This window comes from Erwinia sp. AnSW2-5 (assembly GCF_045107195.1).
Lineage (GTDB): Bacteria > Pseudomonadota > Gammaproteobacteria > Enterobacterales > Enterobacteriaceae > Erwinia.
In genome coordinates, this window is record NZ_JBJGXA010000010.1 from 172,758 (window position 1) to 193,891 (window position 21,134).

20 protein-coding genes are annotated in these 21,134 nt (G+C 58.6%); 15 read left to right on the top strand and 5 right to left on the bottom strand.

The features are described from left to right. Positions 1–223: 223 nt before the first annotated feature. Positions 224–1,627, top strand: a complete 1,404-nt coding sequence (locus ACFL9S_RS09085; protein WP_405261524.1) for an MFS transporter — start codon at positions 224–226, stop codon at positions 1,625–1,627. 141 nt (positions 1,628–1,768) lie between these two features. Further along, a complete protein-coding gene (locus ACFL9S_RS09090) occupies positions 1,769–2,395 on the top strand; it encodes a LysE family translocator (protein ID WP_405261525.1) in 627 nt (208 codons plus the stop codon). Positions 2,396–2,450: 55 nt separating this feature from the next. Here ACFL9S_RS09090 and ACFL9S_RS09095 read toward each other — a convergent pair whose 3' ends face one another. Continuing rightward, positions 2,451–2,996 (bottom strand): 3-isopropylmalate dehydratase, encoded by a 546-nt coding sequence (locus ACFL9S_RS09095; RefSeq protein ID WP_405261526.1) that lies wholly within the window; start codon positions 2,994–2,996, stop codon positions 2,451–2,453. A gap of 2 nt (positions 2,997–2,998) precedes the next feature. Continuing rightward, positions 2,999–4,300 carry an aconitase/3-isopropylmalate dehydratase large subunit family protein gene (locus ACFL9S_RS09100; RefSeq protein ID WP_405261527.1) on the bottom strand — a complete coding sequence of 434 codons (1,302 nt, stop codon included), beginning with the start codon at positions 4,298–4,300 and terminating at the stop codon, positions 2,999–3,001. A 138-nt stretch (positions 4,301–4,438) separates the two neighbouring features. Between ACFL9S_RS09100 and ACFL9S_RS09105 the strand changes: the two genes are divergently transcribed. Beyond that, positions 4,439–5,332 (top strand): LysR family transcriptional regulator, encoded by an 894-nt coding sequence (locus ACFL9S_RS09105; protein ID WP_405261528.1) that lies wholly within the window; start codon positions 4,439–4,441, stop codon positions 5,330–5,332. Positions 5,333–5,456: 124 nt separating this feature from the next. Here the strand turns inward: ACFL9S_RS09105 and ACFL9S_RS09110 are convergent, their stop codons facing one another. Both ACFL9S_RS09110 and ACFL9S_RS09115 read right to left on the bottom strand, forming a co-directional pair. Then, positions 5,457–6,236 carry an L-threonylcarbamoyladenylate synthase gene (locus ACFL9S_RS09110; protein WP_405261529.1) on the bottom strand — a complete coding sequence of 260 codons (780 nt, stop codon included), beginning with the start codon at positions 6,234–6,236 and terminating at the stop codon, positions 5,457–5,459. Positions 6,237–6,376: 140 nt separating this feature from the next. After that, positions 6,377–7,441 carry an SDR family oxidoreductase gene (locus ACFL9S_RS09115; RefSeq protein WP_405261530.1) on the bottom strand — a complete coding sequence of 355 codons (1,065 nt, stop codon included), beginning with the start codon at positions 7,439–7,441 and terminating at the stop codon, positions 6,377–6,379. Positions 7,442–7,536: 95 nt separating this feature from the next. On the opposite strand from ACFL9S_RS09115, the gene ACFL9S_RS09120 reads away from it, so the two are divergent. Continuing rightward, positions 7,537–8,445 carry a LysR family transcriptional regulator gene (locus tag ACFL9S_RS09120; protein ID WP_405261531.1) on the top strand — a complete coding sequence of 303 codons (909 nt, stop codon included), beginning with the start codon at positions 7,537–7,539 and terminating at the stop codon, positions 8,443–8,445. Positions 8,446–8,554: 109 nt separating this feature from the next. Here the strand turns inward: ACFL9S_RS09120 and ACFL9S_RS09125 are convergent, their stop codons facing one another. After that, complete coding sequence (locus ACFL9S_RS09125) at positions 8,555–9,367, bottom strand: IclR family transcriptional regulator (protein ID WP_405261532.1); 813 nt, start codon at positions 9,365–9,367, stop codon at positions 8,555–8,557. 336 nt (positions 9,368–9,703) lie between these two features. Between ACFL9S_RS09125 and ACFL9S_RS09130 the strand changes: the two genes are divergently transcribed. The 11 genes from ACFL9S_RS09130 to araD all read left to right on the top strand — a co-directional run bounded on the left by ACFL9S_RS09130 (position 9,704) and on the right by araD (position 21,073). After that, on the top strand, positions 9,704–11,230 hold the full coding sequence (locus ACFL9S_RS09130; RefSeq protein ID WP_405261533.1) for a sugar ABC transporter ATP-binding protein: 1,527 nt from the start codon (positions 9,704–9,706) through the stop codon (positions 11,228–11,230). A 41-nt stretch (positions 11,231–11,271) separates the two neighbouring features. After that, a complete protein-coding gene (locus ACFL9S_RS09135; protein WP_405261534.1) occupies positions 11,272–12,372 on the top strand; it encodes an ABC transporter permease in 1,101 nt (366 codons plus the stop codon). Beyond that, positions 12,369–13,469: a substrate-binding domain-containing protein gene (locus ACFL9S_RS09140; protein ID WP_405261535.1), complete on the top strand. Its 1,101-nt coding sequence runs from the start codon at positions 12,369–12,371 to the stop codon at positions 13,467–13,469. The genes ACFL9S_RS09135 and ACFL9S_RS09140 overlap by 4 nt, the downstream gene beginning before the upstream one ends. A gap of 10 nt (positions 13,470–13,479) precedes the next feature. Further along, a complete protein-coding gene (locus tag ACFL9S_RS09145; RefSeq protein ID WP_405261536.1) occupies positions 13,480–14,325 on the top strand; it encodes an SMP-30/gluconolactonase/LRE family protein in 846 nt (281 codons plus the stop codon). 261 nt (positions 14,326–14,586) lie between these two features. Continuing rightward, positions 14,587–15,585 (top strand): 3-dehydro-L-gulonate 2-dehydrogenase, encoded by a 999-nt coding sequence (yiaK, locus tag ACFL9S_RS09150; RefSeq protein ID WP_405261537.1) that lies wholly within the window; start codon positions 14,587–14,589, stop codon positions 15,583–15,585. Positions 15,586–15,598: 13 nt separating this feature from the next. Further along, complete coding sequence (locus ACFL9S_RS09155) at positions 15,599–16,069, top strand: YhcH/YjgK/YiaL family protein (protein ID WP_405261538.1); 471 nt, start codon at positions 15,599–15,601, stop codon at positions 16,067–16,069. 13 nt (positions 16,070–16,082) lie between these two features. Further along, positions 16,083–17,378: an MFS transporter gene (locus ACFL9S_RS09160; RefSeq protein WP_405261539.1), complete on the top strand. Its 1,296-nt coding sequence runs from the start codon at positions 16,083–16,085 to the stop codon at positions 17,376–17,378. After that, on the top strand, positions 17,375–18,856 hold the full coding sequence (locus ACFL9S_RS09165; protein ID WP_405261540.1) for an FGGY-family carbohydrate kinase: 1,482 nt from the start codon (positions 17,375–17,377) through the stop codon (positions 18,854–18,856). The genes ACFL9S_RS09160 and ACFL9S_RS09165 overlap by 4 nt, the downstream gene beginning before the upstream one ends. Further along, positions 18,853–19,515 carry a 3-keto-L-gulonate-6-phosphate decarboxylase UlaD gene (gene ulaD, locus ACFL9S_RS09170; RefSeq protein WP_405261541.1) on the top strand — a complete coding sequence of 221 codons (663 nt, stop codon included), beginning with the start codon at positions 18,853–18,855 and terminating at the stop codon, positions 19,513–19,515. Before ACFL9S_RS09165 ends, ulaD begins: the two co-directional genes overlap by 4 nt. A gap of 2 nt (positions 19,516–19,517) precedes the next feature. Then, positions 19,518–20,375, top strand: a complete 858-nt coding sequence (locus ACFL9S_RS09175; protein ID WP_405261542.1) for an L-ribulose-5-phosphate 3-epimerase — start codon at positions 19,518–19,520, stop codon at positions 20,373–20,375. Then, on the top strand, positions 20,372–21,073 hold the full coding sequence (araD, locus tag ACFL9S_RS09180; RefSeq protein WP_405261543.1) for an L-ribulose-5-phosphate 4-epimerase: 702 nt from the start codon (positions 20,372–20,374) through the stop codon (positions 21,071–21,073). Before ACFL9S_RS09175 ends, araD begins: the two co-directional genes overlap by 4 nt. Positions 21,074–21,134 lie beyond the last annotated feature (61 nt).

Genomic DNA, 21,134 nt, shown 5'->3' on the forward strand with positions numbered 1-21,134 from the left:
ATTACAGCAGGTTAACGGCGCTGGTGGCAAAAAAAGGCAAAAACGGATTACCTGGCTTTTTTAGCCGCATTCTTCAATCCTTACAGAAGATTAGCGTATTTTTCCACTGACGCACGATACGCAGCTGTGCCTGGTGCGCCCGCACTGTTATGTTACGGGCTTGTAAAAGTTGAGGATTGGGTCATTTTTTGTCTAATTCAGACAATACCCAGATGGAGTCCTGATGGAAAACCCCTTGTCCACGGTTGCAGCACCCGCTCGCACGCAGTGGATCGCTCTGCTGGTCGCCGTCACTTTCTTTATGGAGAACCTGGATGCCACGGTGATCGCCACCGCGCTGCCGCAGATGGCGCAGGATTTTTCTGTCAGCGTCATCGCCATGAATGTCGGCATCAGCGCCTACCTGCTGGCCGTCGCGGTTGGTATTCCGCTCAGCGGCTGGCTGGCCGATCGCTTTGGCGCACGGCGCATTTTCGCGGCCGCCATCGTGCTGTTTACCTTCGCTTCTCTGCTGTGCGGCATCAGTGACTCACTGTCGATATTTACCTTCAGCCGGGTATTGCAGGGAATAGGCGGCGCGCTGATGGTGCCGGTTGGCCGCCTGCTGGTGCTGCGCATCACCACCAAACAGGATCTGGTGAAGATGATCGCCTTTATTACCTGGCCCGGACTGATTGCCCCGGTGCTTGGCCCTCCGCTGGGCGGGTTGATCGTCTCGCTCGGCCACTGGCCGTGGATTTTCTGGCTCAATATCCCGCTTGGCATCATCGCACTGATCGCCACCTTCTGGCTGATCCCGCCAGGGATAACCGGGCAACCCGGGCGCTTCGATCTGCGCGGTTTTCTGCTGACCGCGATGGCCTGCGCCGCACTGATCACCGGGCTGGAGTGGCTGGGACAGGGCGCGTTACTGCACGGTACCCTGCTGCTGCTGCTCGGGAGCACCTGCACCTGGCTGGCATGGCGGCACGGCCAGCAGAGCGACTCACCGATGTTGCCGCTTGATAACCTGACCATTGCCACCTTCCGCAGCACCCTGCTCGGCGGTTCCCTGTTTCGTGCGGCGATTAATGCTATCCCGTTTTTGCTGCCGATGATGTTTCAGGTGAGTTTTGGTCTGTCGGCGGTAGAGGCCGGCGTGCTGGTGCTGTGGGTCTTTGCCGGAAACCTGGCGATGAAGCCCTTTACCACGGCGGTAATGCGCCGCTGGGGCTTCCGCCGCGTACTGCTGGTCAATGGCGTGCTGAGCACCGCCGCTATCGCGGTATGCGCCATTATCACCCCGGAGCTGCCTTATCCGCTGCTGGCGCTGGTGCTGTTTATCGGCGGCATGTCACGATCCATGCAGTTTACCTGTTACAACTCACTGGGCTTTGCCGATGTACCGTCGCCACAGATGAGCGCCGCCTCCACGCTGTTCAGCATGTTCTTTCAGTTCAGTCAGGCGGCTGGTGTGGCCTTTGCGGCGCTGGCGCTGCGCGCCTCAATGGCCTGGCAGGATAATCCGCAGCCTCTGGCGGCCGATTTCTCCTGGGCCTTTATTGCGGTGACCGCGCTTTCACTGCTGGCGTTGATCGACAGCCTGCGTCTGAAACCCGGGGTTGGGGAGCATGTACTGAATCGCTGACAGCCCGCGCGGCAGGAATATTTCCCAACTGTGATTTACTTCTCATTGCCGGGAAAATAAACTATTGCACCTTCGTAATTTGACGAAAAGAACAGACCCACCGCCCTCAGGCTGAGGGTGATAACCAGAAAGGATTATGTAATGACGCTTCAACTCTGGCTGGCTTATACCGGTGTGATTGCTGCACTGATTGCCATTCCCGGCCCTTCGGCCCTGATCAGCATGACCCACGGCCTGCGCTACGGTCGTAAACAGGCACTGGCAACGGTGACCGGCGGCGTGCTGGCCGCGATGATGCTGATGACCGCCTCTGCGCTGGGCCTGGGTGCCATCCTGGCGGCGTCCACCACCGCCTTTACCGTGCTGAAAGTGGTCGGTGCTGCGTATCTGATCTGGCTGGGCATTGCGGCCTGGCGTGATAACAGCGAACCCACTGCGGTGAGCGCCACGGAGCTGGAAGAGGCACCGGGTGCATTACGCCTGTTCCGCAAAGGTTTTATGGTTGGCATCAGTAACCCGAAAGATCTGCTGTTCTTCGCGGCGCTGTTCCCGAACTTTGTTGATGCCAGCCAGCCACATGCGGCGCAGTTTGCCACGCTGGCCATCACCTGGGCGGTGCTGGATCTCAGCATTATGTTCAGCTACGCCTGCGCCGGACGCCGCCTGTCAGGCGTGTTCTCCAACGCACGCCGCCTGCGCATCCTCAACCGTTCTACCGGCAGCCTGTTTGTCTTTGCCGGTGGTGCGCTGGCAATTTCAGCGAAATAATCCCGCCCGTTCCCGGACGAAGCCTCTGTGCAGGCTTCGTCCACCGCTCCCCGCGTTACCCGGTACGAATGCGCCCACTGGCGCGCGCATAGGCAAACAACCCGCCCGCATCAATGATATTCGCCAATTCTCCCACCGGATCAATTGCCCGCTGCTCACCCGTTGCCAGCACGGTCACCGTCTGACTGACGGTATCAATACTCACCCGGTCGCCGGTTTGCAATTGCTGATAAAGCGGCGCTGCCGTAGCGACAGGTAGCAGTTCGCCTGTCGCCACGCAGTTGCGGAAAAAGATGCGAGCATAAGACTGGGCAATCACTGCCTGCACACCGGCCGCTCCCAGCGCCATCACGGCGTGCTCACGCGATGAACCGCAGCCAAAGTTTTTCCCCGCCACAATAATGGGGTACGCAGAACGCCCGCTCTGCGCGTCGATAAACGGCAGCGCGCCTTCCGGCAAACCGCACATCGCCAGTGAGGCCAGCTGCGCGTAGCCCTCCGGCGAGGAAGGGTTCACTTTCAGATACTCGGCGGTCAGGATCTGGTCGGTATCAATATTGTTACCCAGCACGTACACCGCACCGCTTATGATCGATTCCATGCTTACACTCCGAATTCAACAGGGTTGGTGATCATGCCGGTCACCGCAGCAGCGGCGACAGCATAAGGGGAAGCCAGATAGATCGTGGCGCGCTTGTGCCCCATGCGGCCGACAAAGTTACGGTTGGTGGTAGAGATCACTGAAATCGGCTGGTGCACGCGACCAAAGGTATCGGCCGGGCCGCCGCAACAGGCCGCGCAGCCCGCTTCTGACGACAGCTGCACGCCAGCATCGGTAAGGATCTGATACACCGACTGCCCCTCAATCTGCGTGGTGATCAGACGATGAAACACCTCTTTGGTGGCCGGAACAGCGAAGGTGGGAATGGACACTTTTCGCCCCTTCATCACCCGTGCGGCAGCGACAAAATCCGCCAGCTTACCGCCCGTGCAGGAGCCAATATAGGCCTGGGAAATCGCCACATTCTTCAACGTATCAATCGACACCACGTTATCTGGTGAGTGCGGTTTTGCCACCAGCGGCTGCATGGATGTCACATCGAATTCGACCACCCGGCTGTAGACAGCGTCCGCATCGGCCGTCACCACGCTAAAGGGGATATCGGTGCGTTCCGCCAGATAGTCGAGGGTTGCCTTGTTCGGCACCATAATGCCGTTCTTCCCGCCGCACTCCACCACCATATTGCACATCGTCATACGCTCTTCCACCGACAGCGCATCAATCACGCTGCCGCCGAACTCAATCGCTTCATAGGTTGCGCCCTCTACCGTCAGCTCTGCCAGCAACGCCAGGATCAGGTCTTTTGCCTGCACATGAGCAGGCAGGACGCCGTGATAGTTGGCGCGAATAGTGGTGGGTACTTTCAGCGGGATTTCGCCCGTCCCCAATGCATAGGCGGCATCGGTGATCCCCAGCCCGACCGCAAAACAGCCAAAGGCCCCGGCGGTAACCGTATGGGAATCGGTGCCGAGTAACACCTCGCCGGGCCGGGTATGCCCACCTTCGGCCAGGCCAATATGGCAAACACCCTTATATTGTGGCGTACCGACGTCGTAGAAATATGTAATATTCTGCTCGCGAGCGAACTCACGCATCACACGAATATTGTGATTAGCCTGCGGGTCGGCCGAGTAAACAAAGTGATCCGGGATAAGAATAAAACGGTCGACATCCCATATTTTAGCCTGCTCACCAAACTCTTTTTTAAATACACTGGCGACGCCCGGCGTGCAGGGATCGTGCGACATTAATATATCCACTTTCGCCCAGACTATTTCTCCAGGCGTGACAGTTTCCCGCCCGCTGGCACGAGCGAGTATTTTCTGACTGATTGTCTGCCCCATGATGATTATCTCTGCGTGATACTTCGGCCATTAAAGAATAAATAAATTTTAATCACCTTACCGCTTTTCACTGCGCGGTAAACGTGGAATATGCTAATATCCTCTATTGTTTCCGCCCAAGAACAATCCGGGATAATAATGAGCGATTTTGAAAACCTGCACGGGATGATTATTTTTGCCAAAGTGGTGGAAACGTTAAGCTATACCGAAGCTGCGAAAGCCCTGGGGCTGGCAAAATCCTCGGTGAGTAAAGAGATCTCGGCGCTGGAAGTGCGCCTCGGGGCAAAACTGCTGCAACGCACCACGCGGCGGATTCAAGTCACTGAAGTTGGCATGACGTACTATCACTACTGTTACCGCATCCTCCATGAAGTCAAAAGCGCCGACCTGTTTATCCGCCAGTTCCACGAGGAGCCGACCGGTAGCCTGCGCGTGGTGGCCCCGGTGACCTTTGGTTGCCAGTGCATTGTCCCGGCGCTGAACAGTTTTGTTGCCAGCAATATCCACGTGAGTGTCGATCTCGACCTGACCGATCGCGCGGTCAATCTGGAGGATGATGGCTTTGATATCGCCATTGCCATTACGCGTGAGCTGCCCGACCACCGCCATTATCGCCCGCTGCTGGATATCGCCTGGGGATTGTATGCCGCCCCGGATTATCTGAAGAATATCGATCCCATCGCCAGCCCGGACGATCTGCCGCGCCATGATTTTATTCTGTTTCGCGGCCCGGCCCACACTATTTCATTGCCGTTCCGTAAAGAGAAACAGAAAAAAGACATTGAAGTCCGCAGCCGTTTTCGCGCCAATAACAGCATCGCTTTATTAAATTCAGCCGTGGCACAAACCGGCATCGCCTATCTGCCCAATTATATTGCACAGGAAGCGGTTGCACGGGGAGAACTGGTACAGATATTACCCGACTGGGAAATGGATATTTATAAGTCATACGTTCTGGTGAAGAGTGATAACTTTATTTCACCGCGCGTGCGATTATTTATTGAGGATTTGCAGAAGGCGTTACAGAAGTAATATTATTGGCCGAAGAAAGGGGCGGAACTGGCCGACCGAAAATAATGGTCGGCCACTACGGGAAATATTAATGTAGGGGCTGACCTTCTTTTCCGGTCAGCCCTTATTAATCTCCGGAAGGAGATTAATAATAGTTGCCGTGACGGTAATCCCAGGTGGTAAAGATGTCAGACATGATCGACATAATCTTTTCCACATCCAGACCTTTACGGATCAGCACCGGGCATGGCGTGATGTTACGCTCGCCTTTCTGCTCTGGCACCAGCTTGCCGTTATCGTCAACCATCGCGACCATCACACCCTGCTCGTAGCGGGTCTTCTCAGACTCGTTTGGCTGGATAGATTTCACGTAGTCGTTGGCAGCAATAATCAGGTCTGCGTGCGCTTCGATGCGGTCGCCAATGCCTTCTACCAGACCACGGTTGCCTTTGCCTGATGGGTTCGCGGAGCTGGCGAAGGAGAATTTACCGTGGTTTTCCCACAGCTCTTTCGCCAGATTTTCACCAGGCACGCCGAACTTGATCACGAAGCAGCTGGTCTGACGGCGGTCCATCATCAGCTCTTTAGATCCGTCATCCGGGATACGCGCTACCGCTTCTTCTTTCCACGGCAGAATGCAGCCCAGCAGAACATCTTTGTCCCAGTGCTGCTGATACAGTTCTTCGATTTCCGGGTTCAGCTGTGCCAGCTCTTTCAGCTGTTCCAGAGAACCACACAGCACCACGCCTGGCTTGTTACGGTTACGCTGCTTGGCGTCAAACTTGCGCTCCAGACCTTTGGCATCAGAGGTCATGATGATGTAGCCCACTTTGGTCGGGCAGACGATCATGCCGCCGTTAGCAGACAGGATCTTCACGGCTTCCGGCTGTAAGCCACCATTCCAGTTAACAACTTTATCGTTCATAACAGCACCTTTGCGTTCGGATTCGGTTCAAATTAAGTGGGTAATCACCCGTTGAAACCATCCTGCCACAGCCAGTTTTTAGCGCAACAATAAACATCAAAAAGCCATGATTGTTTCCTAATGGAAACAACCGTTGCCTGTCAGCGCGGGATTAGCTGCTCTGCTTTAAGACGGTCAAACAGTTCAAAAAAGGCTTCTCGCGTCGGCTGATAGCCATTAAACCCGGCTTTGCGGCTTTTGCTGACATCAGTAAACACTTCCATCGGGCGACCGAGATCGGCATCGGTGTGCCACCAGGAGGCCAGTTTTGTCACATCATTCTCTTTCAGGCTGTGCTGGCGGGCAATCTCCTGCCACTGCTGTGCAGCATCGTTCATGCGTCCTTCCAGCGGCTGCTCACCGTTGAACGGCGCGGCGTCAAGGCCAAAGTATCCGGCGATTTCTCCCCACATCCACTGCCAGCGGAACACATCACCGTTGACCACATTGTAGTCCTGGTTTTGCGCTGAAGGCGTGGTGGCAGCCCAAATCAGCTGGTCGGCCAGCAGACGGGCATCGGTCATATCGCTGACGCCCTGCCACTGCGCCTGTGATCCCGGGAAGACAAACGGCTGACCGCTCGCTTTACACAGCGTGGCGTACACCGCCAGCGTCTGCCCCATATTCATGGCGTTACCCACCGCGAAACCAATCACCGTGTGCGGGCGATGAACGCTCCAGGTGCAGCCATATTTTTCTGCGGCGGCAAAGACTTCATCTTCCTGCGCGTAGTAGAAGTTTTCTACCGGCTGGCGTCCCTGCTCTTCCCGGAACGGCGTCACCGGCACCGTGCCTTTGCCGTAGGCATCAAACGGACCGAGATAGTGCTTCAGCCCGGTGATCAGCGCCACATGGCCGCCTTTCAGGGTGTCGCCCAGTGCATCCAGTACATGACGCACCATGCCACCGTTGACGCGGATATTCTCTTTCTCGTTTTCCTGACGCGCCCAGGCGCTGAAGAACACCTTATCGACCACCACGTCTTCGAGTGCGGCCTGAACGGATTGGGCATCGGTCAGATCGGCGGTTAGCGAGGTAACCCCGGCGGCGACCGGCGTGCGGCCGCGTGATAACCCATAAACCTGCCAACCCTGCGCCAGCAGGCGTTCTGCCAGGGCACTTCCGGTGACGCCGCTGACGCCGACAATCAAAGCTCGTTGCTGCATAATTTCTCTCCTGTTCAGTGATGCCTTCAGCTTAATAGAGAATTAAATTCCCATCTCAGGTATAAATTCACAGTATTCATGAACTGGAGGAACGAATGGCTACATCTGAAGATCGCCTGAAAGGGATCACGGCTTTTGTTGCCACGGTGGAGAGCGGCAGCTTTACCGCCGCCGCCGAGCGGCTGCATCTGACCAGCTCGGCCGTGAGTAAAAGCGTGGCGCGGCTGGAAGCGCGCCTCGGTTCACGCCTGTTTGAGCGCACCACCCGCAGCCTGGCGCTGACCGATGCCGGGCAAGCCTACTACGACACCTGCACCCGCGTACTCGGTGAGTTGAGCGAAGCCGAATCGGTGCTCGCCGCTCAGCGCACCATCCCTGTCGGCCGCCTGCGCGTTGCCGTTCCGCACACTTTTGGCCGCCTGCATATGATGCCGCTGCTCAATCACTTCTGCCAACAGCACCCGGATATGCAGCTTAATCTGTCGTTCTCGGACCGCTTTGTTGATCTGTTTGAAGAGGGTGTGGATGTCGCGGTACGCATCGGCGGGCCAGGCAGTTATCCCCCTTCGCTGGCGGTACGCTATCTTGGTTGTGAACAGCTGATCTTTTGCGCGTCGCCTGACTATCTGGCGCAACACGGCACACCGCAGTCGTTAGAGGCGCTGGAACAGCACCGGGCGATTGTGTACGACCGCATCGACGGCAGCACCAGTCCGTGGCATGTCACCTCGCCGGATGGCCGTGTCACCACGCGTACCGTGCCGCACCGGATGGCGCTGGGGGATGGCGAAGCGCAGCGTTCAGCGGTGATGGCCGGGCTGGGCGTAGCGCAGATGGCAACCTGGCTGATGGAGGAGCAGCTGGCACGTGGTGAACTGGTGGCTTTCCTGCCGGAACTGACGGTGCCAGGCCTGCCGCTGTATGTGGTCTGGCCGCGCAGAAAGCAGCTCACGCCGAAGGTCGATGCGCTGCTGAGTGCGCTGGAGACATTGAGGATTGGATAAAGATGCCCTGAGGGATCCCCCTAACGCGCGGTGGCTGACCCTGTGTTTCGGTCAGCCAGTGACACAGGCCCGGCCAGTGGTGCGCATCACCAACACGGGGCGATCCACATTACCCATGAAAACCCAATTCAGCGGAGATCGCTTTCGCGGTGGCCACCACGGGTGCCATCAGTTTCTTCACCCCGACCTGCTGGAGTTTCGCTGTCGGCAATGATACGGAAACCGCAAACGGCACCCGCTGCTGAATATCAAACACCGGGGCAGCAATACAGGAAACACCCAATTCGTTCTCTTCACGGTCCATCGCCGTCTTCTGCTGGCGAATATTTTTCAACTCTTCCAGCATTTCCGACAGCGTGGTGATGGTATTTTTTGTCAAGGGCTGAATGGTGTCCTGATGGCTCTGCCAATAGTGCGCCGGGTACTCTTCGCTGCCCCAGGCCATAAAGATTTTGCCCATCGCCGAGCAGTACAGCGGCATATGCTGGCCGATATAGGCACGGGTACGCATCATCCCGGTGGTCGGCTCCAGCTTGTAAATCAGGATCACATGGTCATCTTCCCGGCTGGAGAAGTTCACCGTTTCCCCCACCTCAAGATTGAGTTTTTCCAGGTGCGGCGCCGCGACGTGGATCACGTTGAGCGACGACAATGCCTTCTGCCCGACGGAGATAAACTTGGTGGTCAGCCGGTAGCTGCCCGGCGAAGGGGCCTGCGTCACATAACCGCTGCTGTGCAGCCCCTGCAACAGCCGGTGCACGGTACTTTTGTTCATCCCGGACAGCTCCGAGAGATGGGCCAGCGGGCAACCGTTCGGGTAGTTGCTTAAGAGTTCAATCAACTGAAGGCCACGAAACAGGCTCTGTGTCCCCAGCGGCTTGTCTTTCTTATCATCCTTCACGCTATCCGCTTTTACGCTCATCCACGCTTCCTCTAAGTTTCCCGCGCCCCGCACCGGGGAGTTGCCAGATGGTAACTCATGCATCCCGTACTGTGAATATGAAACGACGTTTCAGTGTGTTTTCTGAGAGACAAATCTGCCAAAAAACGCCTGTTCAGAAGTGAGCTATTCATCACAATTCCACAACATTAAAAACAACACATTGTTTTTAAACGATAAATAAAACCTCCATGCCTTTGCTTTCCATTCCAACTGAGAATAGTATTTTTGAAACTTGATTTCGCATATTGGAATATTGCGGTGTTTTTTCTTGCTGTCACCGCTTTTGATGCTCACCAGGAGTTGCAGGAGGCTGTCATGCAGCATACACCCGGTACACCGGTTCTTACGCTGAGCCATATCACCAAACGGTTCGGTGGCAATATCGCCGTCAACGATGTCAGTCTGGAGGTTTTCCCCGGCGAAGTGGTCGCCCTGTTAGGGGAAAACGGTGCCGGAAAATCCACCCTGATCAAAGTACTGGCCGGCGTTTATGGCCGCGACAGCGGAGACATTCGCTTTCGCGACGCCAGCATCGCCTCTGCCGCCAGTTTGAAAACCGCTCGCCAGCAACCCATCGCCTTTATCCATCAGGATCTCGGGCTGATTGAGTGGATGACGGTCGCCGAAAATATGGCGCTGGTGATGGGATTTACCCGTCGTCTGGGGCTGATTGACTGGCGTGCCGTGCGCGAACGTTCACGGGCTGCGCTGGATGAAGTCGGTATCGCCCTTGACCCGGATGCCCGCGTGTTTGAGCTGTCGCGCACGGAGAAGTCCCTGCTGGCGATCGCCCGTGCCGTGGCCGTCAATGCCGAAGTGCTGGTGCTGGATGAACCCACCGCCTCGTTGCCCGCCAACGATGTCCGCCATCTGTTCAGCGTGATCAACCGCCTGAAAAGTAAAAAGGTCGGGATGATTTACGTCACCCACCGTCTGGATGAAGTGATTGAGATTGCTGACCGGGTCTGCGTGATGCGCGACGGCAAGCGCGTGGCAGGCGGGATGACGGCGCAATATAACTTGCGCAACCTCGTGGAAATGATCGTCGGAGAAGCCATCGACGGCGATCAGCGTGAAGCGCTGCCCGAAGGGCAACCTCCGGTGCTGACGCTCAACGAACTGCGCATCGATGAAGTCGGCCCGGTGTCCTTCAGCCTGCAACCCGGCGAAATGCTGGCACTGGCCGGGCTGCGCGGTGCAGGACAGGAAGAAATTGGCCGTCTGCTGTTCGGCCTGCGCCAGCGCAGCGGGGGCACCATTGCGTTCCGCGATAAGGACTATCACGCCCGGTCCCCACAGCAGGCGATGGCTGCGGGCGTCTCGCTGGTGGCGGGTGACCGCACCGGAGAAAGCCTGGTGATGTCGATGAGCGTGCGTGAAAACCTGTTTATTAACCCCTGCGCCAGCGGCCATCCGCTGCTGTCACGCTACGGTCGCCGGGCCGAAATCGGCGCCAGCTGGTGGAAAGTGCAGCTATTCGATGTGCGTCCGAAAGACGTCAACCTGGATATCAGCGCCCTTTCCGGCGGTAACCAGCAAAAAGTGGTGATGGCACGCTGGATGCACCTCAATGCCCCGCTGCTGATCCTCGAAGACCCCACCGCAGGCGTCGATGTCGGCGCACGCGAAGAGATCTATCACCTGCTGAACAAAGCGCTGGCCGACGGTGTAGCGGTGCTGGTGATTTCCAATGACTTTGAAGAGATTGCCCATATCTGCAACCGCGCACTGGTGTTTAACCGTGGTCAGGTGGTCGGCGAACTGAAAAATGACCAGGTCACGTTTGCCAACCTGCTCGAACTGGCTTCGGCCAGTCACGAAACCCCTGTCGCTACCGTCTGAATTGTTAACGCCACCCTTCGACGGTGGCAGGAGAAGCTGTTATGTCCAAAACATCCGTAAAATCGACCGCGCTGGAACAGCGGGTCAGCCTTGGCGAGCATGGCGCCGCCGCGTGGTTAATGCAAATCGTCACCCGCTACGGCCTGCTGCTGCTGTGTATCCTGCTCACCATTCTGTTTTCCGTGCTCTCGCCGTCGTTCGCCAGCATGCTAACGTTGCAGGCGATCCTTGCCAGTAAAGCCAAAATCGCCCTGCTGGCGCTGGCGGCCACCATTCCGATGATAGTCGGCAAAATCGACCTTAACGTCGGCTTTGGTATCGTGCTGTGGCATATCCTCGCCATCACCTTGCAGGTGGAATATGGCTTCTCCTGGCAGATGGCGGTGCTGACCGTGCTGGCGATCTCCGCGCTCTATGGCCTGCTGAACGGCATTCTGGTGGCGCTGGCCGATATTGACAGCTTCGTTGCTACCCTCGGTTCCGGCACCGTGCTGTACGCCGTGGCGCTGTGGCACTCCGGTGGCCGCCAGATTGTCGGCGACCTGCCTGATGCGTTTACTGCCCTGCACCACACCGAAATCTTCGGTATCCCGGTAGGTGCTTTCTACGTGCTGGCGGTGGCCATTATCCTGTGGCTGATCACCGAACACACCCCGCTCGGGCGCTGCATGTATGCCGTCGGCGGCAACCCTGCGGCAGCACGGCTCAACGGCATTGCCGTCAACAAATTTACCATCGGCGCCTTTATCGCCTCCAGCGTACTGACCGGGTTCAGCGGCGTACTGATCGCCGCTGAACAGGGCGTCGGCCAGGCCAGCGTCGGCATGGATTATCTGCTGCCTGCCCTGGTGGGTGCCTTCCTCGGCAGCACCACCATCCGTCCCGGCCGCGTGAACGTCTGGGGCACCGTGGTGGGGATCGCGATCCTGGCGATCGGCATCGCCGGTATCCAGCAGTTCGGCGGCGATTTCTGGGTAGAACCGCTGTTTAACGGCGCCACCCTGCTGCTCTCCATTACCCTCGCCGGTTACGCTCAGCGCCGCCGGATGCTGAACCAAAAGGCCGTGGTGCGCAGTCAAAGCACTCCGGCTACCACTCCTGACAATAACCAGAAAACCATCACTCCAGGGAGTACCCTATGAAACGTCATCTTCTTGCTCTGACCCTTGGCACCCTGCTGGCAGGATCGCTGCCCGCCTGGGCCGACAGCTACCTCGATCAGGCCACCGCCGCCATTACCAAAGCCACGGCCAGCGTCACCGAATGGGACGGCCCCACCACCGGGCCTGTCCTGCAAAAGAATAAGAAGGTGATTTTTATCGCCTCGGATATGAAAAACGGCGGCGTACAGGGTGTGCAGCAGGGGCTGAGTGAAGCCGCCGCTGCCGCCGGCTGGAAGCTGGAAACCCTCGACGGCGGTGGCTCAGTAAAAGATCAGCTGGCGGCACTTAACCAGGCCATTGCTCAACGCCCGGATGGCATCGTGATTGGTGGCTGGAACCCGAACGTTGCCAAGATCCCACTGAAAAAAGCCATCCAGCAAAAAATCGTGCTGATGGCCTGGCACGCGGAACCGCAGCCAGGACCGATTGCTAAATATGGTGTGGTCGCCAACATCACCTCTGACTCCAACGAAGTGGCGCGCCTCGCCGCGCAGTATGCAGTGGTACAGTCCGGCGGTAAGGCACAGGTGCTGATCTTCACCGATTCGCTCTACCAAATCGCGCTGGACAAGGCCAATGCGATGAAACAGGAAATTGAGAAATGCAGCGGCTGTAAAGTGGTGGAATTTATCGATACGCCGCTGGCGGATACCGCCAACCGTATGCCATCCATGACCTTCAGCCTGTTGCAGAAGTACGGCGATAAGTTCCAGTACGCGCTGGCGATCAATGACCTCTATTTTGACTTTATGGCCCCGGCGCTGAAAACCGCAGGGAAAGGCGGTAAAAATGCGCCGTTTAATATCTCCGCCGGGGATGGCTCGATCTCTGCCTTCCAGCGTATCCGCAGCGGTGACAGCCAGATCGGCACCGTGGCCGAGCCACTGAAACTGCACGGCTGGCAGTTGCTGGATGAGTTTAACCGCGCCTTCGCCGGGCAACCGCCGTCAGGTTATGTCACCCCGGCGCACCTGATCACCAAAGACAATATCGGCAGCGATGGCGGACCGCAGAACCATTACGACCCGCAGAACAACTACCAGGGACATTACAAAACCATCTGGGGCGTGAAGTAACGGAGGCATTATGCAGATCGATGATCTCAGGCTGGAAACACTCTGCTCCCCGGCGATCTGGGCCGAAGGACCGGTGTGGCTGCCAGAGCAGGACGCGGTGATCTTCAGCGATGTGAAAGGCAACCGTATGTTCCACTGGCAGCGCAGCGGTGAAGTCAGTCTCTGGCGTTCACCCTCGCACTATGCCAACGGCAACGCCCGTGATAATGAGGGCCGGGTGGTGAGCTGCGAGCACGGCCGCCGTGCCATCAGCCGAACGGAGCACGACGGCAGCGTCACGCTGCTGGTGGAGAAGGTCGACGGTAAACGCTTTAACTCGCCGAACGACGTGGTAGTGCGATCCGACGGCACGATCTGGTTCACCGATCCGCCTTACGGCATCGTCAGCGACGACGAGGGTTATCACGCGCACAGCCAGGTGATCGGCTGTTACCTCTACTGTTTCGATCCGGCCAGCGGACAACTGACCATCGCCGCCAGCGATCTGCAACGCCCCAACGGGCTGGCCTTTTCGCCCGACGAGAGCCTGTTGTACGTGGCGGATATGTCGATTGTCGACTTCCCTACGCTGGGCCGACGCCAGCTGCGGGTCTATCCGGTCGACGGCAGGGAACTGGGCAGTGGACGGCTGTTTGCTGAGGTTGCTCCCGGTTTCCCGGATGGCTTCTGCGTGGATCATCGCGGCAACCTGTATTGCAGCTGCGCCGACGGGGTGATTATTTTCGACAGCCACGGCCGCACGCGGGGCAAGATCCCCGTGCCTGAACGTGTGTCGAACTGCGCCCTTGGCGGCCCGGACGGTAACGAGCTGTATATCACCGCCACCACTTCGCTGTACCGGGTGATCATCGGTTAGCCGGCCGGGCGAGGCATGCCTCGCCCCTACGGTGGCAGGATGATGTTGTAGGGGTCAGGCCTGCCTGACCCGGTTTCCCCACGCCACAATCTCACCCAATGTGTTGGCGATCACAGAACCCGACACTAATTTTATCTCACTGTTTTATAAAGATAAAATCCCACCTCATTTCTTTGACTTGTTCCCCCCTGGCGCATAGGATTTATTTGGAACGATATTCCACATATTGAAATAAAGCCACCTTCGGGGAGAGACAGCAGTATGAGAATCAGCTATCAGCAGTTGAAACAGGAGTTCCTGCGGGTGTTACTGGCACGCGGTGTGCCGGCGGACAAAGCCGAAAGCTGCGCCACCATGTTCACCGACACCAGCGAGAACGGCGTCTACTCCCACGGGGTGAATCGGTTCCCCCGCTTTATCCAGCAGCTGGATGCCGGGCACATCGTGCCGCAGGCCGAAGCAGAAAAAATCCTCTCGCTGGGTGCGATAGAGCAGTGGGATGCCCACCGCGCCATCGGCAATCTCACCGCCCGCAGCATGATGGATCGCGCGATTGCACTGGCCGACGGGCACGGCATCGGGCTGGTGGCGTTACGCAACGCTAACCACTGGATGCGCGGCGGCAGCTACGGCTGGCAGGCAGCGGAAAAAGGCTATATCGGCGTCTGCTGGACTAACTCCATCGCGGTGATGCCGCCGTGGGGTGCGAAAAACTGCGCCATCGGCACCAACCCGCTGATCGTCGCCGTGCCGGGCGAACCGATCACCATGGTCGATATGTCGATGTCGATGTTCTCCTACGGCATGCTGGAGGTGAACCGCCTGGCGGGTAAAACGCTGCCGGTCGATGGTGGTTTTGACAATGACGGTGAATACACCCGCGATCCCGCCACGATTGAAGAAAATCGCCGCATTTTACCGATGGGCTACTGGAAAGGTTCTGCTCTCTCGATCGTACTGGATATGGTCGCCACCCTGCTCTCCAACGGCGCATCCGTTACCGAAGTCACGCAAGATAACGGCGATGAATTTGGTATCTCACAGGTGTTTATCGCCATCGACGTCGACCGCCTGATCGACGGTGCCACCCGCGACAGCAAGCTGGCACGCATTCGCGAGTCCATCACCGGGGCCGAACGCGCCGACAGCCAGCAGGCCATCCGCCTGCCCGGCCATAAATTCCCCGGTATCCGTGCAGAGAACCAGCGCCTCGGCATTCCGGTTGATGAGCGCGTCTGGGCACGTATCCAGGCACTGTAAGGGAGGAAACCGCATGATTTTTGGACATATCAATAATACCGATGCACACCATTATCCGCCTGCCATTGCACGTGCCCTCGACTATTTAGCCACTCACGACCTGGCCAATATGGCGGCCGGACGCTATCAGGACAGCCAGACCGGCTGGCAGGTACAGGTGCTGGATCTGCACACCGCCCCGCACGGCGATAACTACCCGGAAGCACACCGTCGTTTTATCGACGTGCAGTATCTGGTGTCCGGCAACGAGCTGATGGGCGTGGCGACGGAGAAGTGTGAACCGACTATCCACCAGCCCTACGACGACGAACGCGACATCATCTTTTACCAGGATGCCCCGCATGAAACCCTGGTGCTGATGCAGCCAGGCAATTTTGCCGTGTTCTTCCCGCAGGATATTCACCGCCCGAACTGCGCGCTGAATGCGCCCGAGGCCATCCGCAAGGTGGTGGTGAAGATCCCCACGGCCGATCTCGCTGACTAGAAAGAGGATCACTATGAGCCTGACTTCCACATCGATCACCCGGGAAGGGATCCCTTCACTGCGCTGGCTGCGGATCATTCCGCCGATCCTGATCACCTGCATTATTTCCTATATGGATCGGGTCAATATCGCCTTCGCCATGCCCGGTGGGATGGACGCCGATCTCGGCATCAGTGCCTCGATGGCCGGACTGGCTGGGGGGATCTTCTTTATCGGTTACCTGTTCTTACAAGTCCCCGGCGGCAAGCTGGCGGTCTACGGCAACGGTAAACGCTTTATTGGCTGGTCGCTGCTGGCCTGGGCGGTGATCTCTCTGCTGACCGGCCTGGCAACCAATCAGTATCAGCTGCTGGCGCTGCGCTTTGCCCTCGGTGTATCCGAAGGCGGCATGTTACCCGTGGTGCTGACGATGATCGGCAACTGGTTCCCCGATGCCGAACGCGGCCGCGCCAACGCCATTGTGATCATGTTTGTGCCGATCGCCGGGATCCTCACCGCCCCGCTTTCTGGCTGGATCATTACCGCCTGGGACTGGCGCATGCTGTTCTTCGTGGAGGGCGTGCTGTCGCTGTTTGTGATGGCGCTGTGGCACTTCACCATCAGCAACCGCCCGCAGGAAGCGAAGTGGATCTCACCCGCTGAAAAACAGTATCTGATCAAAACCCTGCACGACGAACAGCTGCTGATCAAAGGCAAAAACACCCGCAAAGCCTCGCTGCGCCAGGTGATGAAAGAGCCGGTGATGTGGCGGCTGATTATGGTGAATTTCTTCTACCAGACCGGGATCTACGGTTACACCCTGTGGCTGCCCACCATCCTCAAAGGGCTGACCAACGGCAACCTGGAGCAGGTGGGCTTTCTGGCGATCCTGCCGTATGTCGGGGCGATCTTCGGCATGTTCCTGTTCTCATCGCTGTCCGATGCCACCGGACGGCGCAAGCTGTTCGTCGCCCTGCCGCTGGCCGGGTTTGCCCTGTGCATGGCGCTGTCGGTGCTGCTGAAATCCCATATCTGGTGGTCATACGCCGCGCTGTGCGGCTGCGGGTTCTTTATTCAGTCGGCAGCCGGGGTGTTCTGGAGTATCCCTCCCCGCCTGTTTAATGCCGAAGTGGCGGGCGGTGCTCGCGGCGTGATTAACGCGCTGGGTAACCTCGGCGGCTTCTGCGGTCCTTATATGGTCGGCGTGCTGATTGTTGCTTACAGCAAAGATGCCGGGGTTTACAGCCTGGCGATCTCACTGACAATCGCCTCACTACTGGCACTGACGCTGCCTGCACGCTGCGATGCACAGAACAAGGAGGCAGCATGAGCTACTGGTTAGGGCTGGACTGCGGCGGCACCTTTATTAAAGCCGGATTGTATGACGCCGAAGGTCGTGAACGGGCTGTAGCACGGCAAACTCTGCCCGTGCTGGTGCCAGAGCCAGGGCGCGCCGAGCGCGATATGCCGCTGCTGTGGCAGCAGGCCGCCCGCGTGATTGCCGAGGTACTGCAAACCAGCGGGCTGGATGCCGCTCAGGTGGCGGGCGTGGGGATTTCAGCACAGGGTAAAGGGCTGTTTCTTTTGGATAAACAGCAGCAGCCCCTGGGCAACGGCATCCTCTCGTCGGACCGCCGGGCGCTGGCGCTGGTACAGCGTTGGCAGCGCGAAGGGATGCCGCAGACGCTTTACCCGATAACGCGGCAAACGCTGTGGACCGGGCACCCGGTTTCGCTGCTGCGTTGGTTAAAAGAGCATGAGCCGCAGCGCTATGCGGCCATCGGCAGCGTGCTGATGGCGCATGACTACCTGCGCTACTGTCTGACCGGAAAACTGGCCTGTGAAGAGACCAATATTTCTGAATCCAACCTCTACGATATGGAGAAGGGTGGCTGGTCTGCCGCCCTGGCGAACACACTCGGCCTCGGCGACATTCTGCCTGCCCTGCCGCCGATTGTCGGCCCAACCGAGATCGCCGGAGAAGTCACAGCAGAAGCGGCAGCACTGTGTGGGCTGCGCGCAGGCACGCCGGTGGTCGGCGGGCTATTCGATGTGGTGTCGGCCGCGCTGTGCGCCGGGCTGCATGACGATACCCGGCTGAACGCGGTGATGGGCACCTGGTCGGTCACCAGCGGCATCACCGACCGCATCAGCGATGAAAGTGGTCATCCGTTCGTGTACGGGCGCTACGCCATTGACGGTCAGTACATCATTCACGAAGCCAGCCCGACCTCGGCGGCCAATCTGGAGTGGTTCTGCCAGCAGTGGGGGATTGACGATTATGCGCAGCTGAATCAGTGGGTCGCCGCCCTGCCGCCTGCGCAAAGCTCGCTGCTGTTCCTGCCGTTCCTCTACGGCTGCAACGCCGGGGCCGACCTGCACGGCAGCTTCTTTGGTATGCAGGCAGGCCACCAGCGCGGCCATCTGGTGCAGGCGATCTACGAAGGCGTGGTGTTCTCGCACCTCACCCATCTCAACCGCATTCTCATCCGCTTCCCTCAGGTCAGCGCTCTGCGCCTGAGCGGCGGGCCGACGCGTTCCGCCGAGTGGATGCAGATGTTTGCCGACGCCAGCGGGCTGCCGGTCGAGATCCCACAGATTGAAGAGAGCGGCTGCCTGGGCGCGGCGCTGGCGGCGATGACCGGCACCGGAGCGTATTCCTCTCTGCAACAGGCGCAGCAGGGGCTGGCACCCGCCATCGTCAGCTATCAACCGGATGCGCAGCGCCATGCCCTGTATCAGAAAAAATACCAGCGTTACCAGCAGCTACTGACGGCGCTGATCGCCGCACAAGGAGTTACATCATGAGTCATTCACGGATTCCGCAGTTGCAATTGGCACTCGATCACACCCGGCTGGATGCCGCGCTGGAAACGGCGCAGCGGCTGCATCAGCAGGTGGATATCGTCGAAGCGGGCACCATTCTCTGCTTCAGCGCCGGGATTGACGCCGTGCGCCAGCTGCGCCAGCAGCTACCGGATAAAACCCTGGTGGCCGATTTTAAAGTGGCGGATGCCGGGGCCACCCTGGCGCAACTGGCGTTTGAAGCCGGGGCCAACTGGATGACGGTGATTTGCGCAGCCCCGCTGGCGACCTTTGCCAGCGCGCTTGAGGTCGCCCATCAGCACCAGGGAGATATCCAGATTGAGCTGTTCGGCCACTGGACGCTCGATGACGCCCGCCAGTGGCGCAAGCTGGGGCTAACGCAGGCTATCTACCATCGTGGCCGCGATGCGCAGGCCAGCGGCCAGCAGTGGAGCCATCAGGATCTGGACGCAATGAAAGCCCTGTCCGATCTGGGCTTTGCCCTGTCGGTCACCGGGGGGCTCACCCCGGACGAGCTGCCGCAGTTTAAACAGATTGATGTGAAAGCCTTTATCGTCGGCCGGGCGCTCAGTGAAAGTGCCAACGGGCTGGCTACCGCTGCCGAGTTCCATCAGGCGATTGCCGACATCTGGGGAGAATAATCATGCGCCAACACCCGCTGGGAATTTATGAAAAAGCCCTGCCCTCGCACCTGAGCTGGCCGGAACGCCTCGCCCTGGCGAAAGCCTGCGGCTTCGATTTCGTCGAGATGTCGGTAGATGAAACCGACCTGCGGCTGTCACGCCTGCAATGGAGCAAGGAGCAGCGCCTGTCGCTGGTCAACGCGATAATGGAAACCGGGGTAACCATCCCCTCCATGTGCCTCTCCGGGCACCGCCGCTTTCCGTTTGGCAGCCGAGACCCGGCCATCCGTGAGCAGGCCTATAAGCTGATGGAGCAGGCGATCCAACTGGCAAAAGATGTCGGCATCCGCACCATTCAGCTGGCGGGCTACGACGTCTACTACGAACCGCACGATGAAGGCACGGTGGCCCGCTTTGCTGAAGGGCTGGCCTGGGCGGTCGACCGCGCTGCCGCCGCACAGGTGATGCTGGCTGTCGAGATTATGGACACCGAATTTATGAATGCCATCAGCAAATGGAAACACTGGGATAAACAGCAGGCTTCGCCGTGGTTCACGGTCTATCCCGACATCGGCAACCTCACGGCCTGGGGCAATGACGTTGCCGCCGAACTGGCGCTGGGCATTGACCGCATCGCCGCCATCCATCTGAAGGACACGCAGCCAGTCACCGCCAGCTCTTCGGGGCAGTTCCGCGACGTGCCATTTGGCGAAGGTTGTGTCGATTTTGTTGGCGTGTTCCGCACGCTGAAACAGCTTAACTATCGTGGCGCGTTTCTGATTGAGATGTGGACCGAAAAAGCCGAGGAGCCGGTGGCCGAGATCGTGCAGGCCCGGCGCTGGATTGAACAGAAAATGCAGGAAGGAGGCTTACAATGAGCTTAGCAACACTGAAACAGCAGGTTTTCGAGGCCAATCTGGCGCTGCCGCGCCACCATCTGGTGACCTTTACCTGGGGCAACGTCAGCGCCATTGATCGCAGCAGCGGACTGGTGGCGATCAAGCCTTCCGGCGTGGAGTATGACGGCATGACGGTTGACGACATTGTGGTCGTGGAGCTGGAAAGCGGCCGCACCGTGGAAGGCAGCAAGAAGCCCTCTTCCGATACGGCCACGCATCTGGCGCTGTACCGGGCATTTGCCGATATCGGCGGCATCGTGCATACCCATTCGCGCCACGCCACCATCTGGGCGCAGGCCGGGCTGGATCTGCCCGCCTGGGGCACCACCCACGCCGACTATTTCTACGGCACGATTCCCTGCACGCGCCTGATGACGCCGCAGGAGATCGCTGAAGATTACGAGCACAACACTGGCGAAGTGATTATCGACACCTTCCGCTCACGCGACATCAGCCCGACGGCAGTCCCGGCGGTGCTGGTCAACGCCCACGGGCCGTTCGCCTGGGGCAGCAGCGCGGATAACGCCGTGCATAACGCGGTGGTACTGGAAGAGATTGCCTATATGGGGATTTTCTCGCGTCAGCTGACGCCGGGGATGCGTGATATGCAGCAGGTGCTGCTGGATAAACATTATCTGCGTAAGCATGGGGCGGGGGCGTATTACGGTCAATCATAACCCTGACAGGCCGGTTATCGTCACCAGAACCATGACGATAACCGGTCCGGTCAGAACAGCC

What these genes read in the sequence shown, in the direction of transcription:
- ACFL9S_RS09085 (WP_405261524.1), top strand. Translation starts at nt 224, where the DNA reads ATGGAAAACCCCTTGTCCACGGTTGCAGCACCCGCTCGCACGCAGTGG.
- ACFL9S_RS09130 (WP_405261533.1), top strand. Translation starts at nt 9,704, where the DNA reads ATGCAGCATACACCCGGTACACCGGTTCTTACGCTGAGCCATATCACC.
- ACFL9S_RS09145 (WP_405261536.1), top strand. Translation starts at nt 13,480, where the DNA reads ATGCAGATCGATGATCTCAGGCTGGAAACACTCTGCTCCCCGGCGATC.
- ACFL9S_RS09120 (WP_405261531.1), top strand. Translation starts at nt 7,537, where the DNA reads ATGGCTACATCTGAAGATCGCCTGAAAGGGATCACGGCTTTTGTTGCC.
- ACFL9S_RS09155 (WP_405261538.1), top strand. Translation starts at nt 15,599, where the DNA reads ATGATTTTTGGACATATCAATAATACCGATGCACACCATTATCCGCCT.
- ACFL9S_RS09135 (WP_405261534.1), top strand. Translation starts at nt 11,272, where the DNA reads ATGTCCAAAACATCCGTAAAATCGACCGCGCTGGAACAGCGGGTCAGC.
- yiaK (WP_405261537.1), top strand. Translation starts at nt 14,587, where the DNA reads ATGAGAATCAGCTATCAGCAGTTGAAACAGGAGTTCCTGCGGGTGTTA.
- ACFL9S_RS09090 (WP_405261525.1), top strand. Translation starts at nt 1,769, where the DNA reads ATGACGCTTCAACTCTGGCTGGCTTATACCGGTGTGATTGCTGCACTG.
- ACFL9S_RS09125 (WP_405261532.1), bottom strand. Translation starts at nt 9,367, where the DNA reads ATGAGCGTAAAAGCGGATAGCGTGAAGGATGATAAGAAAGACAAGCCG.
- ACFL9S_RS09140 (WP_405261535.1), top strand. Translation starts at nt 12,369, where the DNA reads ATGAAACGTCATCTTCTTGCTCTGACCCTTGGCACCCTGCTGGCAGGA.
- ACFL9S_RS09110 (WP_405261529.1), bottom strand. Translation starts at nt 6,236, where the DNA reads ATGAACGATAAAGTTGTTAACTGGAATGGTGGCTTACAGCCGGAAGCC.
- ACFL9S_RS09095 (WP_405261526.1), bottom strand. Translation starts at nt 2,996, where the DNA reads ATGGAATCGATCATAAGCGGTGCGGTGTACGTGCTGGGTAACAATATT.
- ACFL9S_RS09105 (WP_405261528.1), top strand. Translation starts at nt 4,439, where the DNA reads ATGAGCGATTTTGAAAACCTGCACGGGATGATTATTTTTGCCAAAGTG.
- araD (WP_405261543.1), top strand. Translation starts at nt 20,372, where the DNA reads ATGAGCTTAGCAACACTGAAACAGCAGGTTTTCGAGGCCAATCTGGCG.
- ACFL9S_RS09100 (WP_405261527.1), bottom strand. Translation starts at nt 4,300, where the DNA reads ATGGGGCAGACAATCAGTCAGAAAATACTCGCTCGTGCCAGCGGGCGG.
- ACFL9S_RS09160 (WP_405261539.1), top strand. Translation starts at nt 16,083, where the DNA reads ATGAGCCTGACTTCCACATCGATCACCCGGGAAGGGATCCCTTCACTG.
- ulaD (WP_405261541.1), top strand. Translation starts at nt 18,853, where the DNA reads ATGAGTCATTCACGGATTCCGCAGTTGCAATTGGCACTCGATCACACC.
- ACFL9S_RS09115 (WP_405261530.1), bottom strand. Translation starts at nt 7,441, where the DNA reads ATGCAGCAACGAGCTTTGATTGTCGGCGTCAGCGGCGTCACCGGAAGT.
- ACFL9S_RS09165 (WP_405261540.1), top strand. Translation starts at nt 17,375, where the DNA reads ATGAGCTACTGGTTAGGGCTGGACTGCGGCGGCACCTTTATTAAAGCC.
- ACFL9S_RS09175 (WP_405261542.1), top strand. Translation starts at nt 19,518, where the DNA reads ATGCGCCAACACCCGCTGGGAATTTATGAAAAAGCCCTGCCCTCGCAC.